Origin of the sequence: Nocardia lijiangensis NBRC 108240, assembly GCF_001613045.1 — a bacterium.
GTDB classification, from domain to species: domain Bacteria; phylum Actinomycetota; class Actinomycetes; order Mycobacteriales; family Mycobacteriaceae; genus Nocardia; species Nocardia lijiangensis.
The window spans coordinates 153,309-173,282 of record NZ_BDBP01000004.1 but is presented as its reverse complement, the minus strand read 5'-3'; the positions used below and the strand labels follow the sequence as shown (position 1 = coordinate 173,282).

The window sequence follows — 19,974 nt, the reverse complement described above, 5'->3', positions numbered from 1 at the left end:
ATTCACACGTCACCAGGCTTGGCCGGCGACGCTCTCCGTTGGTCCCCTGCTACCACCACCGTGGTTGTAGCTCTCGACATCGGTGAACGTCATCACCTCATCGCGCTCCGACGAACCGGGGGGCGCCAGCGAAACCGGCGGCTCCCGTGGAATTTCGGTCTCGATATCCGGCATTCCCTCGATCACGTCGGACAATTTCGGCAGCCGTGCCTGCTCGTCGAACAACGGCGCAGCGAGCGCCTTGCTCTTGGCGAACACCTCGTCGGCCGCTTGCTGCGCCATCCGGGTGACCGCCTTGGCGATCTGGTCGTAGCTCAGTTCATCGATGCGGTCGGAGAAGCGAGTCTCGATGACGACGCCGTTGGCGTTCACCGTCACCGATACCGTCTTGTCACGCGTGGTCGCGGTCGCCGTCAGCTTGACGCGCTCCCGCTGCGCTTCCGCGATATCCCGCATGCGGCTGCGGAAGTCCTCCAACAGCCCGGCGATCTCCCCCTCCATACGCCCAGACGTCATTTCACCCACTCCGAACTCCATGGCGGCACCCGGAAAGCCCGCCGGCCACCACTGCCGCTGCTCAGACTTGCTCGATCAACTGCCGAGCGGCGTCCTCGTTCCGCTCGGCGGCAACCGCCGCCTCGTACTGCCCCTTCGACAGGTTCGCCCAGGACTCCGCCATAGTGGTGGTGCCGTCCACCGCACCCTGCAGCCGCTCCGTCAGTCCGGGACTGCCGTTGCCCTGAACGTATTTGCTGCCGAAGTTGTCGCTGCCGATCACGGACAGCAAGGTGCTCAGCTGGTCCTGAACCCGACCGGAGATGTTCCCCAACCGAGCCCGGACCTTGTCGGTCTCGTACCCGGCGGTCCGCAGCTTCTCGGAGTAAGTCTCAGTCGTCATCTCGCACCTCTACCCCCGGGGTGGTGTGCCCACCGCTCGACTACGGTTCGAACTCATCCGACGATGGCAGTCCAGTGCAACTCATCAGTAACCTTTACATGAACTTAGGACAGCGTGGGGGTAACGCACAGACGCGCAACGACGTACGAGTCGATAGCCTGACGAACGCCTGATGACCTGCCGCACAATCGCATTGGCACACACCCGAATCGTCTCGCCGTCGCCGTCCACACCCGTCTGCACTGCCAGGAAACCTCCTGGCAACCCGTCGGGGACACGGACCGCCACTCGTGGCGATCTCGCCTCCGGAAATGCCTGCGGCTCAGCCACTTGCCGACCGCAGCCGCCGCCCGGTTGCGCGGCGCGTCCGCCTCCGGTGCACGACGAATGCGATGATCACGGCATGCGAGTACTGGTGCAGCGCGTGACCGCCGCCGAGGTGCGAGTCGACGGGGAGATCGTCGGCCGGATCGAACCCGACCCGCAGGGATTGGTCGCGCTGGTCGGCGTCACCCACGACGACACCGAAGCGACGGCGAAGGCCCTGGCGGACAAGCTGTGGCGGCTGCGCATTCTGGACGGCGAGCGTTCCGCGGCGGACATGAACGCGCCCGTGCTCGTCGTCAGTCAGTTCACCCTCTATGCCGACACCACCAAGGGGCGGCGCCCATCCTGGTCCGCGGCCGCGCCGGGTCCGGTCGCCGAACCTCTGGTCGACGTATTCGCCGAGGCACTGCGTGCGCTCGGGGGGACCGTCGCGACGGGTCGTTTCGGCGCGCATATGCACATCGATCTCACCAACGACGGTCCGGTCACGCTGCTTCTGGAGGCGTGACCACGCGGTTCGCGCCGAGTTAGCTGACAGCTAGCACTAGGCCGGTTCCCCGCCCCGATCGTTCTCGGGCGAGGGCACTCGATTTGTGGCAGACTTTCCGCGAGAACAGATGCGGCCGAAGGAACGACCGTCTGTGAAAGGTGATGCGGGAGTTGGGGTCGCGATGGATCTGAGTGCTATCGAACGACAGGTAGCGGTCGATCGCAGTGCGGCCCGAGACCGAACTGTCGAATCCGAACTCCGATTGGCCACCTCGCTCTCCGAGCTGGCCAAGGCGCTGATCGCCACCCGAACCGATCCCACCGCCCGCCGGGACCGCACCGTCGAGGCGCCCGCGCCCGCCCAGGAAGCGGTCGGCATCCGGCTGCACTGGCTGGCCGCCGGGATGGTCGAGGCACGGTTCGCCGGCGAACTGCAAGAGGCCCTGCGCGTCTTCGAGCAGGTGACGCGGGCCGCGGGCGGCCGCGAACTGGCCACGAGCACCATCCGCGGTGCCTGCGCCGCGTATCGCCAAGTGGCGCAAACTTATCCGCACGTGGCGGGCATGTGCGCCGACGGGCTCGGCAAGTGCGGCGTGTGGCTCGGCAGGCTGGACCAGGACGCGGCCGTGGCTGCCGTAGAGGACGCCGCACGGATTCGCGCTCAGCTCGCCGCGGACAATCCCGACCTGGCGGGCAAGTACCTGGCCAGCCTGAGCACGCTGCTACGCACCCTCATGGTGGGCCGCTCACGCAAGCAAGCCCTGGCGATGTACCGCGAGCGGTTTTCCGCGTACACCTCGACGAGCATGTCGATCCGCCTGCGCGCGTGCGGCATTCGCGATCTCGACCTCACGCCGAAGTCCTACAACGCGCTGGTCGAACTGGAGTGCCGCACCCTCGAACAAGCGGGACGGCTGACGCAGCAGCAGATCGTCCGCAAGTCATCCGGCGACCTGTCGACGGTGGAGGAGATCAACTGGCGCTTGGCGCTGGTCGGCCTGCGCCCGCTCGCGCCGGGCGAGGATCCGGAGCCGCCGTCGACGCCGGTCGAGATCGGCCCCAGCTTCGGCGCCCTCGGCGTGCGCTGCCCGGACCGGGACGCCATGACGCAACTGCGCGCCGCGATCATCGCGGCCTACGCCGAGGACGACATCCAGCTCGTCGACAGCGCCACCTACCTCAATGCCGATGACGAGGACTGGGTGATCGGCGAGGCGGAGTTCAATACCGCGAACACGCTCGGTGACGACGTCGTGCTGATCGAGATGTCCTACGGCGGCTGGGTGACGGTGATGAGCCTGAACTGGGAGCTGGCTCCGACCGGCAGAAATCCACTGGCACTGCGACTTTCCCGGCAGTGGCCGGTGCTGAGCGTGACGGCCACCGCGAACATGTCCTACGAGCTGTGCCGCTACGAGCACGGCAAGGCGACCCAGTACGCCGCGCTGGGCCGACCGGCCGGACCCGCATCGCTCGACGAACCCCTCGCGCCCTTGGACTTCGGGGTACTGGCCGCCTACGGCGCGTCCCACGCCACCGAGAACAAGGTGCGGTCGGCATTCGGCAATACGCAGTCCTTCGCGAATCTGACCTACCTGCCCAGCGCGGGCATTCGACAGCTGCGCAAGTCGATCACGCTGATCGACCACGATCACGTGCTGTTCTTCCGCAAAACCGGCCAGAGCTGAATCACACTCCGCCCCAGCATGTTCGGTGAGGCAGACGGCTGCCGTCTGCGTGACTGCGCGGTCCGGCTGCGGCTTCCGGCAGCAAGATTCGAGTAGTTCGCTACTCGGGAACCGCCCCCCGCACGGAACCTAGTCTGACTGCATCGTCAGAGAGTTCACAACGAGCCGGGGAGGTACCGAACAGAACCGCCGAATCCGCTGCACGGCCGAAGGTCTCGGCTAAGCGCACAAAGCGCGGGTGCAAGGAACGACGTCACCGATCCAGCGGCAAAGCTGGGTATCGCCCGGCGACTCCGGCCAGGACACGAACGTGTCGAAGCCGGTCGCCACGGCGAGATCGACCAGGGCCCAGCCCGCGGCGTCGGTGCGAATCGGGTCCTCGCCGCGCAGGCGCACCGGACCTGGCGTGTCGGTGATCGTCCCGACCAGCTGCGCCATGCGGGTGATGTCCGCCGGGGAACGTCCGGCGTCGACGGCGGACGCGGACATAGTGTCTTGTGCCCCTTGCCATTTCTCGTAGGGCAGATAGTGCGGGATCGGCGCCGCCCAACCGTCGGCGGTCCGTCCGGTCAGCTTGTTGGCCTTCGGGCCCACGCTGCCGAACCAGATCCCGACGAGATGTGCCGGTGCGGGGCCGGACTGCTTGTCTCTGGGCCAGATGCGGCGACTCGCGGGGAACGCGAAACGGCGGCCCCCGATTTTGTAGGGGCCGCCGTGCGAAACTTTCGCGCTATTCCGGGCGCAGGGTGAGGATGCGGGGGCCGTCCTCGGTGACCGCGACAGTGTGCTCCCAGTGAGCGGAGCGGCTGCCGTCGAGGGTGACCACGGTCCAGTCGTCGTCGAGCACCTTGGTCTGGGTGGTGCCGAGGGTGAGCATGGGTTCGATGGCCAGCACCGAACCGACCACGAGCTTCGGGCCCTTGCCCGGCGCGCCTTCGTTGGCCAGAAACGGGTCCATGTGCATCTCGCGGCCGATGGCGTGCCCGCCGTAACCGTCGACGATGCCGTAGGCCCGGCCGTGCAGCTCCTCCGCGGCGCGGGTGCCCAGCTCGATGGCGTGCGACACGTCGGTCAGCCGGTTGCCCGGCAGCATGGCCGCGATGCCCGCTTCCATGGACAGGCGGGTGGCCTCGCTCAGCAGGCGATCGGCCTCGATGATCTCGCCGACGCCGAAGGTCCACGCGGAGTCGCCGTGCCAGCCGTCCAGGATGGCTCCGCAGTCGATCGAGACGAGATCGCCCTCGGTGAGGATCTCCTCCGTGGTCGGAATCCCGTGCACCACACGGTCGTTCACCGACGCGCAGATCGAGGCGGGGAAACCGTGGTAGCCCTTGAAGGAGGGCACCGCACCGGCGTCGCGGATGGTCTGCTCGGCGACCTCGTCCAGTTCCAGGGTCGAAACCCCGGGCTTGGCGGCCGCACGCACGGCGACGAGGGTGCGGCCGACCACCGCGCCCGCCGCCGCCATCGCGTCCAGCTCACCGGCGGTGCGGAACGGCACCACCTTCTTGCTCTTGTTACGCCCGAAAACCATGGCGGCTCAGCACTTCCGAGGCAAGGACATCAGTGTCCCAGCGCGCGCAGCGCGCGGCCGTTGACCTCGTCCACTTCGCCGACGCCGTCGACCGTGACGACGAGGCCGTCGTAGTGCTGCAGCAGCGGCTCGGTCTCCTCGCGGTACACCCGGAGCCGGTTGCGGATCACGTCCTCGCTGTCATCGGCGCGACCGCGCGCGAGCATCCGATCGACCACGGTGTCTTCCGGCACGACGAAGCACAGGACGGCGTCCAGCTTCTTGTCCATGTCGCCGAGGATCTTCTCCAGCGCCTCGGCCTGGTCGATGGTGCGCGGGTAGCCGTCGAGCACGAAACCGTTCACGGCGTCGGGCTCGTTGACCCGCGCCTCGACCATACGGTTGGTCACGTCGCTGGGCACCAGGTCGCCCGCGTCCATGTACTTCTGCGCTTCGCGGCCCAGCGGGGTCTGCTGGCCGATGTTCGCACGGAACAGGTCCCCGGTGGAGATGTGCGGGACGCCCAGCTTTTCCGACAGCAGGACGGCCTGGGTGCCTTTGCCGGCACCCGGCGGACCGAGCAGTACAACTCTCACTTGAGGAACCCTTCGTAATTTCGATTCATCAGCTGGCTTTCGATCTGCTTCACGGTGTCCAAGCCGACGCTCACCATGATCAGCACCGCGGTACCGCCGAACGGGAGGTTCTGAACGCCACCGGTGTTGCCGATATCGAGGAACAGGTTGGGCAGGACTGCCACCAGACCGAGGTAGATGGAGCCGGGCAGGGTGATGCGGCTCAGGACGAAGTTCAGATAGTCGGCCGTCGGCTTACCGGGGCGATACCCCGGGATGAAGCCGCCGAACTTCTTCATCTCGTCAGCGCGTTCCTCCGGGTTGAAGGTGATCGCGACATAGAAGTATGTGAAGAACACGATCAGACCGAAGTAGATGCCGATGTACACCGGGTTGCCCGGGTTCACCAGGTACTTCTGAATGATCTCCTGCCACCAACTGGGGTCAGGGTTGTTCTGCGACGAGGTCAGCTGCGCGATCAGATTGGGCAGATACAGCAGCGACGAGGCGAAGATCACCGGGATGACACCGGCCTGGTTGACCTTCAGCGGCAGGTAGGTCGAGGAGCCGCCGTACATCTTGCGGCCGACCACGCGCTTGGCGTACTGGACCGGGATGCGGCGCTGGCCCTGCTCGACGAAGATGACCGCGACGATGATGGCGAAGGCGGCCACACACACCAGGCCGAACACGAGGCCGCCACGGCTCTCCAGGATGGCCTTGCCCTCGAGAGGAATGCGCGCGGCAATGCCCGCGAAGATCAGCAGGGACATGCCGTTGCCGACGCCGCGCTCGGTGATCTGCTCGCCGAACCACATGACGAGCGCCGCACCGGCGGTCATCACGAGCACGATGATGATCATGCCGAAGATGCTGGTGTCGGCGAGAATGTCCTGCTGGCAGCCCTGGAGCAGCTGACCACGCGCCGCGAGCGCGACCAGACCGGTCGCCTGCAGGATGGCCAACGCGATCGACAGGTACCGCGTGTACTGCGTCATCTTCGTCTGGCCTGCTTGGCCTTCCTTGCGCAGTTCTTCGAACCGCGGGATGACGACGGTGAGCAGCTGAATGATGATGCTGGCGGTGATGTACGGCATGATGCCGATCGCGAAGACCGACAACTGCAGCAGCGCACCACCGGAGAACAGATTGATCAGCTGGTAGATGCCTGCGTTCTCACCGCCGGAGACCAGGTCCACACATTCCTGGACGGCCTTGTAGTCCACGCCGGGCGACGGCAACGCGGCACCCAAGCGGTACAGCGCGACCAACCCCAGCGTGAAGAGAATCTTCCGCCGTAAGTCCGGAGTCCGGAAGGCCGATACGAAGGCGGAAAGCACAGATCCTCCTGGCGCGAACGACATGGTCATGACATGGCTGTTTCAGCTTTGCCCGATTCCCTGGCGAACAGGGGGACGCCGAAAGCCATGACGTGGCTTGGCAGACAACAATTGAACTCTAACAGTGGCACCGGACGAGCTCGTCACTCGTCCGGTGCCACCGCTTGTCAGAGTACCGTCAGCCCAGCTCGGTGACAGTGCCACCGGCCGCGGTGATCTTCTCCTTGGCGGCGCCGGTCACCTTGTCGACGGTCACCTGGACCGCGACACCGATCTCGCCGTCGCCGAGAACCTTGACCAGCTGGTTCTTGCGGACTGCGCCCGCGGCGACCAGCTCGGCCTTGCCGATCTCGCCGCCCTGCGGGAACAGCTCGGCGATCTTGCCGACGTTCACGACCTGGTACTCGGTGCGGAACCGGTTCGTGAAGCCCTTGAGCTTGGGCAGCCGCATGTGCAGCGGCATCTGCCCACCCTCGAAGGCGGCGGGGACGTTCTTGCGCGCCTTGGTGCCCTTGGTACCACGGCCCGCGGTCTTGCCCTTGGAGCCCTCACCGCGACCCACGCGGGTCTTCTCGGTCTTGGCGCCCGGGGCGGGACGCAGGTGGTGCAACTTGATGGTCATGTCAGACCTCCTCAACTGTCACGAGGTGGCGCACGACGTTGATCAGCCCGCGGTTCTGGGCGTTGTCCTCGCGGACCACGGACTTGCGGATACCACGCAAGCCGAGGGTGCGAAGGCTGTCCCGCTGATTCTGCTTGGCGCCGATCGAACTCTTGATCTGGGTCACCTTGAGATCTGCCATTTACCTGGCACCTCCAGCCGCCTGAGCGCGCGCACGCAGCATGCCCGCAGGAGCGACGTCCTCGAGGGGCAGGCCACGACGGGCCGCAACCTCTTCGGGGCGCTGCAGCATCTTGAGGGCTGCAACGGTCGCGTGCACGACGTTGATGGCGTTGTCGCTACCGAGCGACTTCGCCAGGATGTCATGAATGCCAGCGCATTCGAGCACGGCACGAGCCGCGCCACCGGCGATCACACCGGTACCGGGCGAAGCCGGACGCAGCATGACCACACCGGCCGCCGCCTCACCCTGAACCGGGTGGGTGATGGTGGAGCCGATCATCGGGACGCGGAAGAAGCCCTTGCGAGCCTCCTCGACACCCTTCTGGATGGCCGCGGGAACTTCCTTGGCCTTGCCGTAGCCGACGCCGACCAGACCGTTGCCGTCGCCGACGATCACCAGGGCGGTGAAGCTGAAGCGACGACCACCCTTCACGACCTTGGAGACGCGGTTGATCGCGACGACGCGCTCGAGCTGGTTCTTCTCGGCCGCGCTCTCCCGGCGGTCGCCGCCACCGCGACGGTCGCCACCGCGACGGTCGCCGCGGCCCTCGGGTGCGTTTCCACTCTGTCCGGCGGGTCCGTTTCCGCCGTCACGCCGCTGACGTCCCGGCATCAGACGTTCCTTCCGTTCGCAATCATCATCATCAGAACTTCAACCCGCCTTCACGAGCGGCATCGGCCAGCGCGGCGATGCGGCCGTGGTAGTCGTGGCCACCACGGTCGAACACGACGGCCTCGACACCGGCTGCCTTGGCGCGGGCGGCGATCAGCTCGCCGACCTTCTTGCCCTTGGCGGTCTTGTCGCCGTCCACCGCGCGCACGTCGGCCTCGATCGAGGACGCGGCGGCAATGGTCTTGCCGAGCGAGTCGTCGATGAGCTGCGCGTGCAGGTGGCGCGAGGAGCGGTTGACCACCAGGCGCGGACGCTCGGTGGTGCCTGCAACCTTCTTGCGCAGGCGGAAGTGACGGCGCGTCTTCGACAGACGACGCGCGGTCGACACGTCCTTGCCCAGCGGGATGCGCTTGGCCTTCTGGTTTTCGGTTTGCGCCATGATCACTTACCCGTCTTTCCGACCTTGCGGCGAACGACCTCGCCTGCGTAGCGGATGCCCTTGCCCTTGTACGGGTCGGGCTTGCGCAGGCCGTGGATGACCGCCGAAATCTGGCCGACCTTCTGCTTGTCGATTCCGGACACGGAGAACTTGGTGGGCGATTCCACCGCGAAGGTGATGCCCTCGGGCGCCTCGATCGGCACCGGGTGGCTGTAGCCGAGCGCGAACTCGAGGTTCGAGCCCTTGGCCGCCACACGGTAACCGACGCCGAAGATTTCCATCTTCTTCTCGTAGCCCTTGGTCACGCCCTCGACCATGTTCGAGATCAGCGTGCGGGTCAGGCCGTGCAGCGAGCGGTTGCGGCGCTCGTCGTTCGGACGAACGACCTCGAGCTGGCCGTCGTCGCCACGGGCGACGGTGATCGGCTCGGCGACCACGTGCGAGAGGGTGCCCTTGGGACCCTTCACCGACACGCTCTGGCCGTCGATGCTCACCTCGACACCGGACGGGATTGCGATGGGCTTCTTACCAATACGCGACATTGTCCTGACCTCCCTTACCAGACGTAAGCGAGGACTTCGCCGCCCACGCCGCTCTGTGCCGCCTGCTTGTCGGTCAGCAGACCCTGCGACGTGGAGATGATGGCCACGCCGAGGCCGCCCAAGACCTTGGGCAGGTTGGTGGATTTTGCGTACACACGCAGACCGGGCTTGGAAACGCGGCGCACGCCGGCGAGGCTGCGCTCACGGCTCGGGCCGTACTTGAGGTCGACGATGAGCGTCTTGCCCACCTGCGCGTCCTCGGTCCGGTAGTCGGCGATGTAACCCTCGCGCTTGAGGATCTCGGCGATGTTCGCCTTGAGCTTCGAGTGCGGAGCCTTCACCTGATCGTGGTACGCCGAGTTGGCGTTGCGCAGACGGGTCAGGAAGTCTGCGATCGGATCAGTCATGGTCATAGTTCGACCTCGACACCTTTCTCGCTGCGGTTCCCATACAGCACCCGCGCGCCCGGGAGCGCGCCGATGGTGGGCCTACAACAATTCGGCTGGTCCGGTCGACAGTCGCCGACCGGCGGGGTACATATCGCCCGGACCGGTACACATGCGGACATGGAGGTGCCCAGGCAACCGCTCTAGTGTAGGCAATGGTCTGACCAGGACAAAATCGGGGTCGAGCGGGCCGGTCACGGCACCGGCCAGGGCGTAAGCGGCCGCACCGACACGCAAACACCGTCAGCCGCCGCTAAAGCAGACCGAGTTTCAACATCAAACCACGATCCAGCTCCGCGAGCTCGTCACCATCCAAGCTGCCCTTGAAATCCCCGAGCCGTTCCGGGGCGACGGTGTAGATCTGGTCGGTCAGTACGCGGGTGCGGACACCGTCGAACTCGATCTCCGGCCGATATACGGCCGGACCAGCGCCAGTGGAGGTGAGCGCCACGATTACCGTGCTCGCCGGAAACCTGTCGGATTGGATGATCACCGCGTAACGCTTGCCTTGCTGTTCATGGCCGCGCCCACCGGGCAGGGCTTTGATCTCGTAGATCGCGCCCCGAAAGATCACGCGACGCCCATGAACCGCTGAATGGCGAGCATCTCGGCCTGGTCCTCCGGGTCGGCCTCGAGCCGCTCCGCGTCAGCGGCGGCCTGCTCGAGGAGAAGTTCTTTATAAGTGCGCAGCAGCGCGTAGCGGACCGCCTCCGAACGAGTCCGGCCCGAGTTCGCCGTCAGCTTGGCCAGAGCGGTCTCCATAGCCTCATCGGTGCGTACATTCAGCGTCCCCATCGACCCACTGTAACACAAATTGTGTCACAACTCCCGCGGGGGCGCCCGTCGGCCATCCCGGCTCACCGCAGTCCGGCAGCGGCCGCGCCACCGAGCCTGGCGCCGTGCCGCGCACGGCCGTCGGCCCGAACGGCGACCGGTACGAGTTACCCAATCCTGCTATGCCACAGCCTCTTCCACGATCCAGCAGCCGTCAACACGTACCTCGATCGCGAAGTCGGTACACTCGCGACAGTCCCAGATGCATTGAAGCTCAACGGCACTCAGGACGTCATGTACCACTGGCCGAAGACCGTCCTCGACGAACCACTTTCGCGCCCGTGGACCACGACTCTTCAGGTGCTGAGGACTGGTTGCACCGTCGTCTGCTTGAAGGCGCCGCATTCGACGATGAGGTCAGCGCCGCGAGCAGGGGTCGGCGTTCGAACGTGAGTGTCCAGCGCAGCAAAGAGGTGAAGTACATGCCGGTCAGTGGGGGTTCTCTCCGGCCTCGTCGCTCTTCAGCCGAACAACTGTTCACGATATTCCACCCGGACACAGAACCTGAACCGAGCATTTCGGAGTCGGCGACGTGTGGTGGTCGACCCGACTCCGACGCTGAACGGATGGCGGTGTAGTGGACCAACTGACCACCAAATTCGAGGAGCTGGCTCGCGTCGTCGCGATTCCCTACCCGTGGGACACATCGGCATATGTTGCCCGCGTGGCCGAATATCGGGGGCGCCCGATCCACCTGTGCTCGATCGATCCCGATGCCTTGGCGGGAACAGGCTGCGGCACCGGGTCCGGTCTGTGGATCGCCCGCGAGCACGACGACGTGATCATGTACGGCGGCGAAACACCGTGGCACAACGACCAGATCATCGCTCACGAGATCGGGCACATGCTGCTCGGACACGGAATCGACAAGGAGGACAACGCCGACGACGCGGCTGACCTCCCCCTGCGCGAACTGATGCCGTCGCTGTCGGCCGAGGCGATCCGCAGCGTGCTGCGACGTGCCGACTACGGCAGCGATCGGGAGCACGACGCCGAAGCGTTCGCCGATCTGCTGATGGTCCACGCAATGCTGCCCCGTCGGCGCGCAAGTCGGATACGGTCGACCTTCTTTCGCGCACGGCATCGGTGAGATGACCTCCCCGATACCGGAATACCTCACCGTGCCCATGATCGTGGGCATCGTCCTGACCCTGATCGGTCGATGGTTGCTGCTGCGCGACACCATCGTCGACAGGCTGATCAACCGTGCGATCTCCGCATCGCTGGTCGGCATGCTGCTGCGAGAATCGTGGTTCGAGCAAGCCCTGACCTCGGCACTTCCCGGCGACGACGACACCGTGGTGAACCTCGCCCGCCAACTCTCCTTCGGCGCGATCCTGCTCATCGTGTCCAACATCTACGGCATCGCGAAGTTGTGGGACGGTGCGGACCCGGACAAAGCGTGGCAACGACAGCGTGTCTACGACCTGATCGTCGCCACCGTTACCGTCGTCATCCTTGTCGCTGGAACACCGGCACGCCGCGCGAACCTACTGGTGGACCAGCTTCTGGGCTGGCCAACCGTCGTACTCTGGATCTCCTTCTGCCTGCCCGTGGGTATCACCGCCGTACTCGTCGGCAGGATCTGCGTCCGGGAGATGCTGACCGGAGACATCACCCGCCAGGAGCGGGTGGTCTTCGTCGTCATCCTGTGCACCGCCGTCGCCCTGGGACTCGACGCGAGCACCATTGTTATCGAGACGATCGGATGCGTGCTGACAGATCAGCCGGTTCTCGATCCCGAAATGCACCGCAAGGCCTTGTCCTTCGCCACCTCGACATTCTTTGCGGTCAGCGTCTCGGCCATCCCCCTGATCAGCACGCTCACCACGCGTCTCGGCTGCGATCGCACCGGCCGCTACGTTCGCCGGCTGCAGCCGCTGTGGACCGACCTGACCGCCGCCGTACCTGAGGTCGTACTCGCCACCACAGCCGACCGCAGGCCGCCGGACCCCGCAATCCGGCTCCACCGCATGACAATGGAGATCCGCGACAGCCTGCTGCACCTGCGCCGCTACGTCAGCCTCGATGATGCCGACTACCAGGATCCGCAGGTCTATACCCGCCGCATTGCCGAGGCCATCGCCGCGAAGACGACCGGACGACCGCCCGTAGACAGCACCGCAAAACCCAAGAACCGAGCGCAACCCGGCGTCCGGGACCTCAATGCCGAGCTTCACGAACTGCTCGCGCTCGCCCACGCATGGCCGCAGGTACGCGGCCTGATCACCACCCACGGCCAGCGGCTCGACACGTCGCAGGCCCGATAGGAGCTCCAATGGCAGTTCGCACGCCCTCGACCACCGAGTCCAGACTTCCGCTTCCGCATCCGCGGTGGCGGTTGCCGATGATCGGCGATCTGCTCACCACCGACCCGATCAAGCCCACCCAGATGTCGATGCGTGATGCGCAGGCGCTCGGGCCCATCTTCGAGCGCCGGATCATGGACTGGCCGATGATCGTTGTCTCCGGCGCCGATCTGATCGCCGAGATCAACGACGAGAAGAACTGGACCAAGCACGTCGGGGTGCTGTTCAAGAAGATCCGGCCCGTCGCCCGTGACGGCCTGTTCACCGCGTACAACAGTGAGCCGAACTGGCAGAAGGCCCACAACATCCTCGCCCCCTCCTTCACCAAGGAGGCCATGCTCGGCTACCACGACACGATGAATGCGGTGGCCGGAGACTTGATCGCCTACTGGGCATCGCGCCGGGGCCAGTGGGTCGACGTCGCGGAGGACATGAACCGCTTCACACTCGAGGTCATCAGCAAGTGCGGGTTCGACTTCACCTTCGACTCGTTCACCCGCGAGAAGACCCACCCGTTCGTCGCGACCATGCTGCGGGGACTGCGGTACATCAACAGCAACGCCAACCTCCCGCCGATCATCCAGAAGACCATCGGCCGCAGCGCCGCCGCCCAGCACAAACGCGACATCGTCTACGTCCATCAGGTCGTCGACGAGATCATCGCCACCCGCAAGTCCAGCGGCACCGTCGGCAGCCACGGCGACCTGCTCGACCGCATGCTCACCGTCCCGGATCCCGAGACCGGAGAGAAGCTCGATGACCTCAACATCCGCAACCAGATCCTGACCTTCCTCGTGGCAGGCCACGAGACCAGCGCGGGCGTGCTGGCCTTCGCGCTGTACGAGATCGCACGCAACCCCGAGATCGCCGCGAAGGCACGCAGGGAGCTGGCCGAGCGATTCCCCGGCCAGACCCACCCGACAATCGCGTTCGACGACGTCGCGAAACTGCGGTACACCCGGCGCATCGTCGACGAAACGCTGCGGCTGTGGCCGATCGCGCCGGGATACTTCCGGGAGGCCCGCCACGACGTGGTGATCGGCGACGGCCGCTACCCCTTCAAGGCCGGTGAGTGGGTTCTGGTCCTGACACTGCAGGCCCACCGAGACAAAGCGGTGTGGGGCGAGGACGCCGAGGAATTCGATCCGGACCGCTGGCTACCCGGCCGCCAGCGCGACCAACGCGCCTACAAACCCTTCGGCACCGGATTACGCGCCTGCATCGGCCGCCAGTTCGCCTACCACGAAGTGATGCTCGCCCTGGCCCACCTCCTGCACGAATTCGACTTCGAGCACGACCCCGGCTACAAGCTCGACATCAAGGAGCAGATCACGCTCAAGCCTTCGGGATTCAAGCTGCGCCTATCGCCCCGCACCACCTGAAGGCTCAGCACTTCACCATGTCGGCGCTGGAGCAGGATCGCCCCAGACGCGTCGGCGACCAGCAGATTGCATACCACCACAAGGGGATTCGGCCGGGGCGCCTTCGGGTCGTGGTAGTACTCGATTCTGCAGTGGTGGCTACCACCATGGCATCGAACGCGCGAAAGCGCGGACTCCGGGAGTCCACGCTTTCGCCTCACCTGGCCGACGCTCAGCGGCAAGCCGGGTTCGGGTGCGGCTGCGTGCTGCCCCACGGACCACACATCAGCAGCTTGAGCAGGCCCAGCGGGAAGTCGATGGCCGCGGAGCCGGTGCCCGAGGAACCGGAATCGGCGACCGGTGCGGCCTGCGGCGCCATCGGAGCCGGGGCCGCCATCGCGGGCGCGGCACCCGCGCCCAGGATGGCCACGGACGCGACGGCGACAGCGAATTTCGTTGCGAGATGGTTCATTTCATCCTCCATATGATGGTCCACACGGAAGATCGGTAATCAGAAACGTTTGTTACTACATACGGGGATAACGCCCCGATCCGAAGCTGTTCTTAACATCGCCAGTCGGGATTCAAGGGGATGCGGGTTGTATCGCGGGGGCCGGGCTTTCCGTTCAGGTCGACCGCCTTCCCGGTCCGACAGCCCTCAGGATGTCGGTCGCTGGAGCGCACCGAGGAGGCGGACATCGCCCTGAGGGTTAGCGGGAGGGGTGGCGCGGCACCGGGCGGTTCGGATCCGACGTTCGCGTGTCACCATCCGGACTGGCGAGGCGTCGTTCCAGGGCAGTGAACGCGGTGATCGCTTCGGGTGACTCGAAGGCTCGGTTGCGTGGCCGATGGTGAGCTGGCGCAGGATTCCGGCCTCGGCCAAGCGGTGGACCGCGGCGTTCGTAGCGGGGAAGCTGCGTCCGGTCAGGGTGGCCGTGGTGGAGACGGTGAGGATCGGGGCCCGATGGGCTTTCCGAGGAGGAGGTCCAGCGTGGAGTTCGCTCGCACCGGCGCCACTCGTTCCCGCCATGAGCGTTCGAGATCAGCGGCTTTGCCTTGATCGCATCTTCGGCGGCCCGAGGGCACGCAGCGGCGAAGCGCCACGAAGTATGAACAAGTTCATACCCCAGTGATAGGCTGTGCACATGAAGCGGATCACCATCAGCATTCCCGATGATGTCGCGGCGAAGGCCGACAATGCGGTGGCACGAGGTGACGCGTCGTCGGTGTCGGCGTGGTTTTCCGAGATCGCTAGGCGCGAACCCGATTGGACGGCCGCGCAGGAGGCCGCAGACGAGCTGGCCGCCGAGGCTGGGGTAACCGATGCCGACATGGCGTGGGCGCGTGCGGTTCTCGGTCTCGACGCCATGGACGGTGCCGCGTGATCGTGCTCGACACGGGAGCGCTGATTGGAATCGAGAAGCGTAATGCCCGGGTTGCCGCCCTGCTGCAGGCAGCGATGCGCGCCCGACAGCAAGTCACAGTCCCCGCCACGGTGCTCGGGCAGGCGTGGCGCAACAGCCCACGTCAGCATCCGCTGAACAGGCTCCTCGCCGCCGAGGGCGTGCGCGTTGCGGATCTCGACCGCCGCAGCGCGCTGGCAGTGGGCGCGCTACTCGCCACGTCCGGCGCTTCCGACGTCGTCGACGCTCACGTCATCGTCTGCGCCCGTGCGACCCGGGCCATCACCGTCATCACATCCGATCCCGACGATCTTCGAACCCTCGACTCCGCGATACCACTCACGGTGGTGTGACTCCTTGTTAAAGGTTGACGATCAACCTTTAACAAGGAACCTCGTTGTTATCGCTTGTCGCAAGAAAACACACAAGGGCACGGACTCGCTCGGAGTCCGTGCCCTTGTGAGGTGTTCCGTTATGCGTGCGCGCTCACCAGGAGCGCGAGCTCACCAGGAGCTCTTGTGCACACCCGGCAGCTCGCCGCGGTGCGCCATTTCGCGCAGGCACACGCGGCACAGGCCGAACTTGCGGTAGACAGCGTGCGGGCGGCCGCAGCGCTGGCAGCGGGTGTAGGCGCGCACCGCGAACTTCGGCTTGGCGTTGGCCTTGTTGACCAGTGCTTTCTTAGCCATGTGTTCAGTTCTCCTTGAACGGGAAGCCGAGGGCCTTCAGCAGGGCACGGCCTTCTTCGTTGTTGGTCGCGGTGGTCACCACGGTGATGTCCATACCGCGCGGGCGGTCGATCCTGTCCACGTCGATCTCGTGGAACATCGACTGCTCGCTCAGGCCGAACGTGTAGTTGCCGTTGCCGTCGAACTGCTTCGGCGACAGGCCGCGGAAGTCGCGGATACGGGGCAGCGCGATGGAGACCAGGCGGTCCAGGAACTCCCACATGCGGTCGCCACGCAGGGTGACCTTCGCGCCGATCGGCATGCCCTCACGCAGCTTGAACTGCGCGATGGACTTGGTCGCCTTGCGGATCTGCGGCTTCTGACCGGTGATCAGGGCCAGGTCCTCGACGGCGCCGTTGATCAGCTTGGCGTCACGGGCGGCGTCGCCGACACCCATGTTCACGACAACCTTCACCACGCCCGGGATCTGCATCACGTTGGCGTAGTTGAACTCGCTGTTCAGCGCGTCCTTGATCTCGGCGCGGTAGCGCTGCTTCAGGCGCGGCTGGGTCTTCTCAGAGGTGGTCATGTCAGATGTCCTTCCCGTTCTTACGGGAGATCCGGACCCGCTTGCCGCTCTCCTCGTCGGTCCGGTAGCCGATACGAGCCGGCTTGCCGTCGGAGTCGACGACCATCACGTTCGACACGTGGATGGGGGCTTCCTGGGTCACGATGCCGCCCGAGGAGGCGCCGCGCTGGGTGGCGGAGTTCGCGACGTGCTTCTTGATCCGGTTCACGCCCTCGACGAGGACCTTGTTGGTCGCCGGGTAGGCCTGGATGACCTTGCCCTTGGCGCCCTTGTCCTTACCCGAGATGACGAGCACGGTGTCGCCCTTGTGCACCTTCATGTCAGAGCACCTCCGGAGCCAGCGAGACGATCTTCATGAACTTCTTGTCGCGCAGCTCGCGGCCGACCGGGCCGAAGATGCGAGTGCCGCGCGGGTCGTTGTCCGCCTTGATCAGCACGGCGGCGTTCTCGTCGAACTTGATGTAGGAACCGTCCGGACGACGGCGCTCCTTCACGGTGCGCACGACGACGGCCTTGACCACGTCACCACGCTTGACGTTGCCGCCGGGGATGGCGTCCTTCACGGTGGCGACGATGATGTCGCCGATACCGGCATAGCGACGCGACGAACCACCGAGAACGCGGATGCAGAGAATCTCCTTCGCACCCGTGTTGTCGGCGACGCGCAGTCGCGACTCCTGCTGAATCACTTCAGCCTCCTTGACCTGGATGTATACGCACGCCGGATTGCCGACCCGACGGGCATGGTCGTGTCACCACCCGAAACGCGCGCCTGCCAGCGGTTTCATACGGTCTGAGCAAGAACTCGAGAGCCAAACCACTGGGGGTTCGCGGCCGGGATGCGGGCACAGCTCCCGCAGGCAACCGGTCTAGTGTAGGGGAATCCCCAGGTCGTTCCAAAATCGAGGGCGCCGGGCGAGGAATCCGTGCCCGCGACCCGCCGCGCCGGTAGCCTCGGCGCGAACGAACGTCGCCATCGATCACAACGTGCGGGCGTTGACCGCATCGGGGAGAGGATTCACGTGACATCAACCGGTCGTCGTGTCCAGTTGGACCGCCGCGCCTTCCTGATCGCACTCGGCGTCGCCGCTCCCGCCGCGGCGCTGCTGGGGTCCTGTTCGAACGACGGTAACGCGAACACCGTGCAGCTGACCGGTGTCGACATGGGCGGCGCCGACCTGCTCGTCCGACCGCAGGACGACCTGTACCGGCACGTCAACGGCGCCTGGCTGCGCGACTACCAGCTACCGCCGGACAAGTCCGAGGTCGGCGCGATCAGCGAGGCGATCGATCGCACCACCGAGCAGCTGCGCGCCATCATCGAGGGCATCGCGGACCCGAAGCCCGGCTCCGAGGCGCAGCAGATTCGCGACCTGTACGACGCCCGGCTGGACCTGGCGGAGATCGAGCGGCTCGGCATGAGCCCGCTGGCGGATCTCTTCGCGAAGATCGACGGCGCGGCCACCAAGGGCGACCTGGCCAAGGTGATGGCCGAGCTGCCGATCGGCGGCCTGATCGGTCTCGGCATCAGCATCGACCGCAAGAATTCCAACGCCTACATCCCTACGATCGGGCAGTCCGGCCTGATCCTCGGCGAGCAGTACTACCGCAAGCCCGAATACGCCACCCAGCTCGCCGGATACAAGATCTACCTGGAGAAGATGGCCGCGGGCGCGGGATTCCCCGATCCGGCGGGGCTGGCACAGCGGGTGCTCGACCTGGAGACCAGGATCGCGGCGGCGCACTGGGACAACGTGCGCGTGCGCGACACCGACGCCACCTACAACCTGCTGAGCTGGACCGAAATGACCGCTCTCGCACCGCAATTCGAGTGGGATCAGTGGATGGCGGGCAATACCGACCGGCCGCGGTCGCTGTTCGAGAAGATCGTCGTCGGTCAGCCGTCCTTCGTCACCGCCGCCGGGCAGCTGTGGGCCGAGGTGGACATCGCGCAGTGGCGGGAGTACCTGCGCGTGCACGTCACCAACGCCTACGCCCGCTTCCTGCCCAAGGCCATCGCCGACGCGCGGTTCGACTTCGTCGGCAAGGTGCTCGGCGGCCTGGAGGAGCGGCCGGAGCTGTGGAAGTCGGCGGTCGGCGTGGTCGACGACAATCTCGGCGAGCAACTCGGGAAGCTGTACGTGGACAAGCACTTCCCGCCCGAGGCCAAGCAGCGCGCGCAGGAGATGATCGCCGACCTGACGGCCGCCTACCGGGACAACTTCACCAATTCGTCCTGGATGTCACAGCCCACCCGCGAGGCCTCACTTGCCAAGCTGGCCAAGATCAATGTCAAGATCGGCTACCCGGACAAGTGGCTGGACTACTCCGAGCTGAAGATCACCAGGGGCAAGCTGATCGAATCGCTGCGCGCGGTCAACGCCTTCGAGGTGAAGCGGGCCTTCAACCGGCTCGGCACCCCGGTCGACAAGTCCGAGTGGGCGATGTCGCCGCAGACGGTGAACGCCTACTACTCCCCCACCAACAACGAGATCGCCTTCCCCGCCGCGTATCTGCAGCCGCCGTTCTTCGACAAGGACGCGACCACCGCGGTGAACTACGGCGCGGTCGGCGCCACCATCGGCCACGAGATCGGCCACGGCTTCGACGACCAGGGCTCCAAGTACGACGGCGACGGCAACCGCCGCGACTGGTGGACGCCGGAGGATCTGGCCGCGTTCAAGGCCAAGACGGATCAGGTCATCGCGCAGTACGACGGCCTGGTACCCGAGGGTCTCGATCCCAAGTACAAGGTGGACGGCAAGCTGACGGTCGGCGAGAACCTGGCCGACCTGCGCGGCCTGCAGATCGCGCTGGCCGCCTACCGGATCGCCGCCGAACGCGAGGGCGTCGCGCCCGACTACCGCGAGATGTTCTTCTCGCACGCTCGCACGTGGCGCGAGAAGCAGACCGAGGAGTCGACCATCTCCCGGCTCCAGGACACCCACTCCCCCAACGAATTCCGCTGCAACCAGGTGGTGCGCAACATCGCGGAGTTCTACACCACCTTCGAGGTGAAGGAAGGCGACGACCTGTTCCTGCCACAGGACCAGCGGGTCAGCCTCTAGGACACACGGGCATCCGGCCGAAGGTCAC

Annotated in this window: 27 protein-coding genes; 8 read left to right on the top strand and 19 right to left on the bottom strand. The window is 65.8% G+C overall.

Going from position 1 to position 19,974, the window contains the following annotated elements:
- Window positions 1-9: 9 nt before the first annotated feature.
- The gene (locus NL1_RS02195) at window positions 10-516 is read right to left on the bottom strand and encodes a YbaB/EbfC family nucleoid-associated protein (protein WP_162272673.1); all 507 of its coding nucleotides are present in this window, start codon (window positions 514-516) and stop codon (window positions 10-12) included.
- Window positions 517-577: 61 nt separating this feature from the next.
- The gene (locus NL1_RS02190; protein ID WP_067833573.1) at window positions 578-898 is read right to left on the bottom strand and encodes a hypothetical protein; all 321 of its coding nucleotides are present in this window, start codon (window positions 896-898) and stop codon (window positions 578-580) included.
- 403 nt (window positions 899-1,301) lie between these two features.
- Between NL1_RS02190 and dtd the strand changes: the two genes are divergently transcribed.
- Entirely contained in the window at window positions 1,302-1,733 is a 432-nt protein-coding gene (gene dtd, locus NL1_RS02185; protein ID WP_067833642.1) for a D-aminoacyl-tRNA deacylase, read from the top strand.
- A 163-nt stretch (window positions 1,734-1,896) separates the two neighbouring features.
- Entirely contained in the window at window positions 1,897-3,402 is a 1,506-nt protein-coding gene (locus tag NL1_RS02180) for a hypothetical protein (RefSeq protein WP_067833570.1), read from the top strand.
- 219 nt (window positions 3,403-3,621) lie between these two features.
- On the opposite strand, the gene NL1_RS02175 is transcribed toward NL1_RS02180, so the two are convergent.
- The 12 genes from NL1_RS02175 to NL1_RS02120 form a co-directional block, all read right to left on the bottom strand.
- Window positions 3,622-4,101 (bottom strand): LLM class flavin-dependent oxidoreductase, encoded by a 480-nt coding sequence (locus tag NL1_RS02175; protein WP_339379918.1) that lies wholly within the window; start codon window positions 4,099-4,101, stop codon window positions 3,622-3,624.
- Between the two features lie 31 nt (window positions 4,102-4,132).
- The gene (gene map / locus NL1_RS02170; protein ID WP_067833568.1) at window positions 4,133-4,936 is read right to left on the bottom strand and encodes a type I methionyl aminopeptidase; all 804 of its coding nucleotides are present in this window, start codon (window positions 4,934-4,936) and stop codon (window positions 4,133-4,135) included.
- Window positions 4,937-4,965: 29 nt separating this feature from the next.
- The gene (locus tag NL1_RS02165) at window positions 4,966-5,511 is read right to left on the bottom strand and encodes an adenylate kinase (protein WP_067833565.1); all 546 of its coding nucleotides are present in this window, start codon (window positions 5,509-5,511) and stop codon (window positions 4,966-4,968) included.
- Complete coding sequence (gene secY, locus NL1_RS02160) at window positions 5,508-6,830, bottom strand: preprotein translocase subunit SecY (protein ID WP_067833640.1); 1,323 nt, start codon at window positions 6,828-6,830, stop codon at window positions 5,508-5,510. Before secY ends, NL1_RS02165 begins: the two co-directional genes overlap by 4 nt.
- 178 nt (window positions 6,831-7,008) lie before the next feature.
- On the bottom strand, window positions 7,009-7,452 hold the full coding sequence (gene rplO / locus NL1_RS02155) for a 50S ribosomal protein L15 (protein ID WP_067833562.1): 444 nt from the start codon (window positions 7,450-7,452) through the stop codon (window positions 7,009-7,011).
- Window position 7,453: 1 nt separating this feature from the next.
- The gene (gene rpmD, locus NL1_RS02150) at window positions 7,454-7,633 is read right to left on the bottom strand and encodes a 50S ribosomal protein L30 (RefSeq protein ID WP_014349110.1); all 180 of its coding nucleotides are present in this window, start codon (window positions 7,631-7,633) and stop codon (window positions 7,454-7,456) included.
- The gene (rpsE, locus tag NL1_RS02145; RefSeq protein WP_067833560.1) at window positions 7,634-8,287 is read right to left on the bottom strand and encodes a 30S ribosomal protein S5; all 654 of its coding nucleotides are present in this window, start codon (window positions 8,285-8,287) and stop codon (window positions 7,634-7,636) included.
- 31 nt (window positions 8,288-8,318) lie between these two features.
- Window positions 8,319-8,726 carry a 50S ribosomal protein L18 gene (gene rplR, locus NL1_RS02140; RefSeq protein ID WP_067833557.1) on the bottom strand — a complete coding sequence of 136 codons (408 nt, stop codon included), beginning with the start codon at window positions 8,724-8,726 and terminating at the stop codon, window positions 8,319-8,321.
- Between the two features lie 2 nt (window positions 8,727-8,728).
- Complete coding sequence (gene rplF, locus NL1_RS02135; protein ID WP_067833554.1) at window positions 8,729-9,268, bottom strand: 50S ribosomal protein L6; 540 nt, start codon at window positions 9,266-9,268, stop codon at window positions 8,729-8,731.
- Between the two features lie 14 nt (window positions 9,269-9,282).
- Window positions 9,283-9,681: a 30S ribosomal protein S8 gene (rpsH, locus tag NL1_RS02130; protein ID WP_067785212.1), complete on the bottom strand. Its 399-nt coding sequence runs from the start codon at window positions 9,679-9,681 to the stop codon at window positions 9,283-9,285.
- A gap of 286 nt (window positions 9,682-9,967) precedes the next feature.
- The gene (locus NL1_RS02125) at window positions 9,968-10,288 is read right to left on the bottom strand and encodes a type II toxin-antitoxin system PemK/MazF family toxin (protein WP_067833551.1); all 321 of its coding nucleotides are present in this window, start codon (window positions 10,286-10,288) and stop codon (window positions 9,968-9,970) included.
- The gene (locus tag NL1_RS02120; RefSeq protein WP_067833548.1) at window positions 10,285-10,509 is read right to left on the bottom strand and encodes a hypothetical protein; all 225 of its coding nucleotides are present in this window, start codon (window positions 10,507-10,509) and stop codon (window positions 10,285-10,287) included. Before NL1_RS02120 ends, NL1_RS02125 begins: the two co-directional genes overlap by 4 nt.
- A 616-nt stretch (window positions 10,510-11,125) precedes the next feature.
- Here NL1_RS02120 and NL1_RS02115 point away from each other — a divergent pair.
- From NL1_RS02115 to NL1_RS02105, 3 genes are all read left to right on the top strand, one after another.
- Window positions 11,126-11,638 carry a hypothetical protein gene (locus NL1_RS02115; RefSeq protein ID WP_084510225.1) on the top strand — a complete coding sequence of 171 codons (513 nt, stop codon included), beginning with the start codon at window positions 11,126-11,128 and terminating at the stop codon, window positions 11,636-11,638.
- Window positions 11,639-11,714: 76 nt separating this feature from the next.
- Window positions 11,715-12,818: an MAB_1171c family putative transporter gene (locus tag NL1_RS02110; RefSeq protein ID WP_245673043.1), complete on the top strand. Its 1,104-nt coding sequence runs from the start codon at window positions 11,715-11,717 to the stop codon at window positions 12,816-12,818.
- Window positions 12,819-12,826: 8 nt separating this feature from the next.
- Entirely contained in the window at window positions 12,827-14,239 is a 1,413-nt protein-coding gene (locus NL1_RS02105; RefSeq protein WP_067833543.1) for a cytochrome P450, read from the top strand.
- A gap of 211 nt (window positions 14,240-14,450) precedes the next feature.
- Here the strand turns inward: NL1_RS02105 and NL1_RS02100 are convergent, their stop codons facing one another.
- Window positions 14,451-14,690 (bottom strand): hypothetical protein, encoded by a 240-nt coding sequence (locus NL1_RS02100; protein ID WP_156094601.1) that lies wholly within the window; start codon window positions 14,688-14,690, stop codon window positions 14,451-14,453.
- Between the two features lie 673 nt (window positions 14,691-15,363).
- Here NL1_RS02100 and NL1_RS02095 point away from each other — a divergent pair.
- Complete coding sequence (locus NL1_RS02095; protein WP_067833538.1) at window positions 15,364-15,603, top strand: ribbon-helix-helix domain-containing protein; 240 nt, start codon at window positions 15,364-15,366, stop codon at window positions 15,601-15,603.
- Window positions 15,600-15,974 (top strand): PIN domain-containing protein, encoded by a 375-nt coding sequence (locus tag NL1_RS02090; RefSeq protein WP_162272672.1) that lies wholly within the window; start codon window positions 15,600-15,602, stop codon window positions 15,972-15,974. The genes NL1_RS02095 and NL1_RS02090 overlap by 4 nt, the downstream gene beginning before the upstream one ends.
- 150 nt (window positions 15,975-16,124) lie before the next feature.
- On the opposite strand, the gene NL1_RS02085 is transcribed toward NL1_RS02090, so the two are convergent.
- The 4 genes from NL1_RS02085 to rplN are packed head-to-tail and all read right to left on the bottom strand — an operon-like array spanning window position 16,125 to window position 17,567.
- Window positions 16,125-16,310 carry a type Z 30S ribosomal protein S14 gene (locus NL1_RS02085; RefSeq protein WP_014981705.1) on the bottom strand — a complete coding sequence of 62 codons (186 nt, stop codon included), beginning with the start codon at window positions 16,308-16,310 and terminating at the stop codon, window positions 16,125-16,127.
- Window positions 16,311-16,314: 4 nt separating this feature from the next.
- Window positions 16,315-16,878 (bottom strand): 50S ribosomal protein L5, encoded by a 564-nt coding sequence (gene rplE / locus NL1_RS02080; protein WP_067833533.1) that lies wholly within the window; start codon window positions 16,876-16,878, stop codon window positions 16,315-16,317.
- 1 nt (window position 16,879) lies between these two features.
- Window positions 16,880-17,197, bottom strand: coding sequence for a 50S ribosomal protein L24 (gene rplX, locus NL1_RS02075; protein ID WP_067833531.1), 318 nt, complete (start codon window positions 17,195-17,197; stop codon window positions 16,880-16,882).
- Between the two features lies 1 nt (window position 17,198).
- A complete protein-coding gene (gene rplN / locus NL1_RS02070; RefSeq protein ID WP_014981702.1) occupies window positions 17,199-17,567 on the bottom strand; it encodes a 50S ribosomal protein L14 in 369 nt (122 codons plus the stop codon).
- A 333-nt stretch (window positions 17,568-17,900) separates the two neighbouring features.
- Here rplN and NL1_RS02065 point away from each other — a divergent pair, with 333 nt between their 5' ends.
- Complete coding sequence (locus tag NL1_RS02065; protein ID WP_245673042.1) at window positions 17,901-19,946, top strand: M13 family metallopeptidase; 2,046 nt, start codon at window positions 17,901-17,903, stop codon at window positions 19,944-19,946.
- Window positions 19,947-19,974 lie beyond the last annotated feature (28 nt).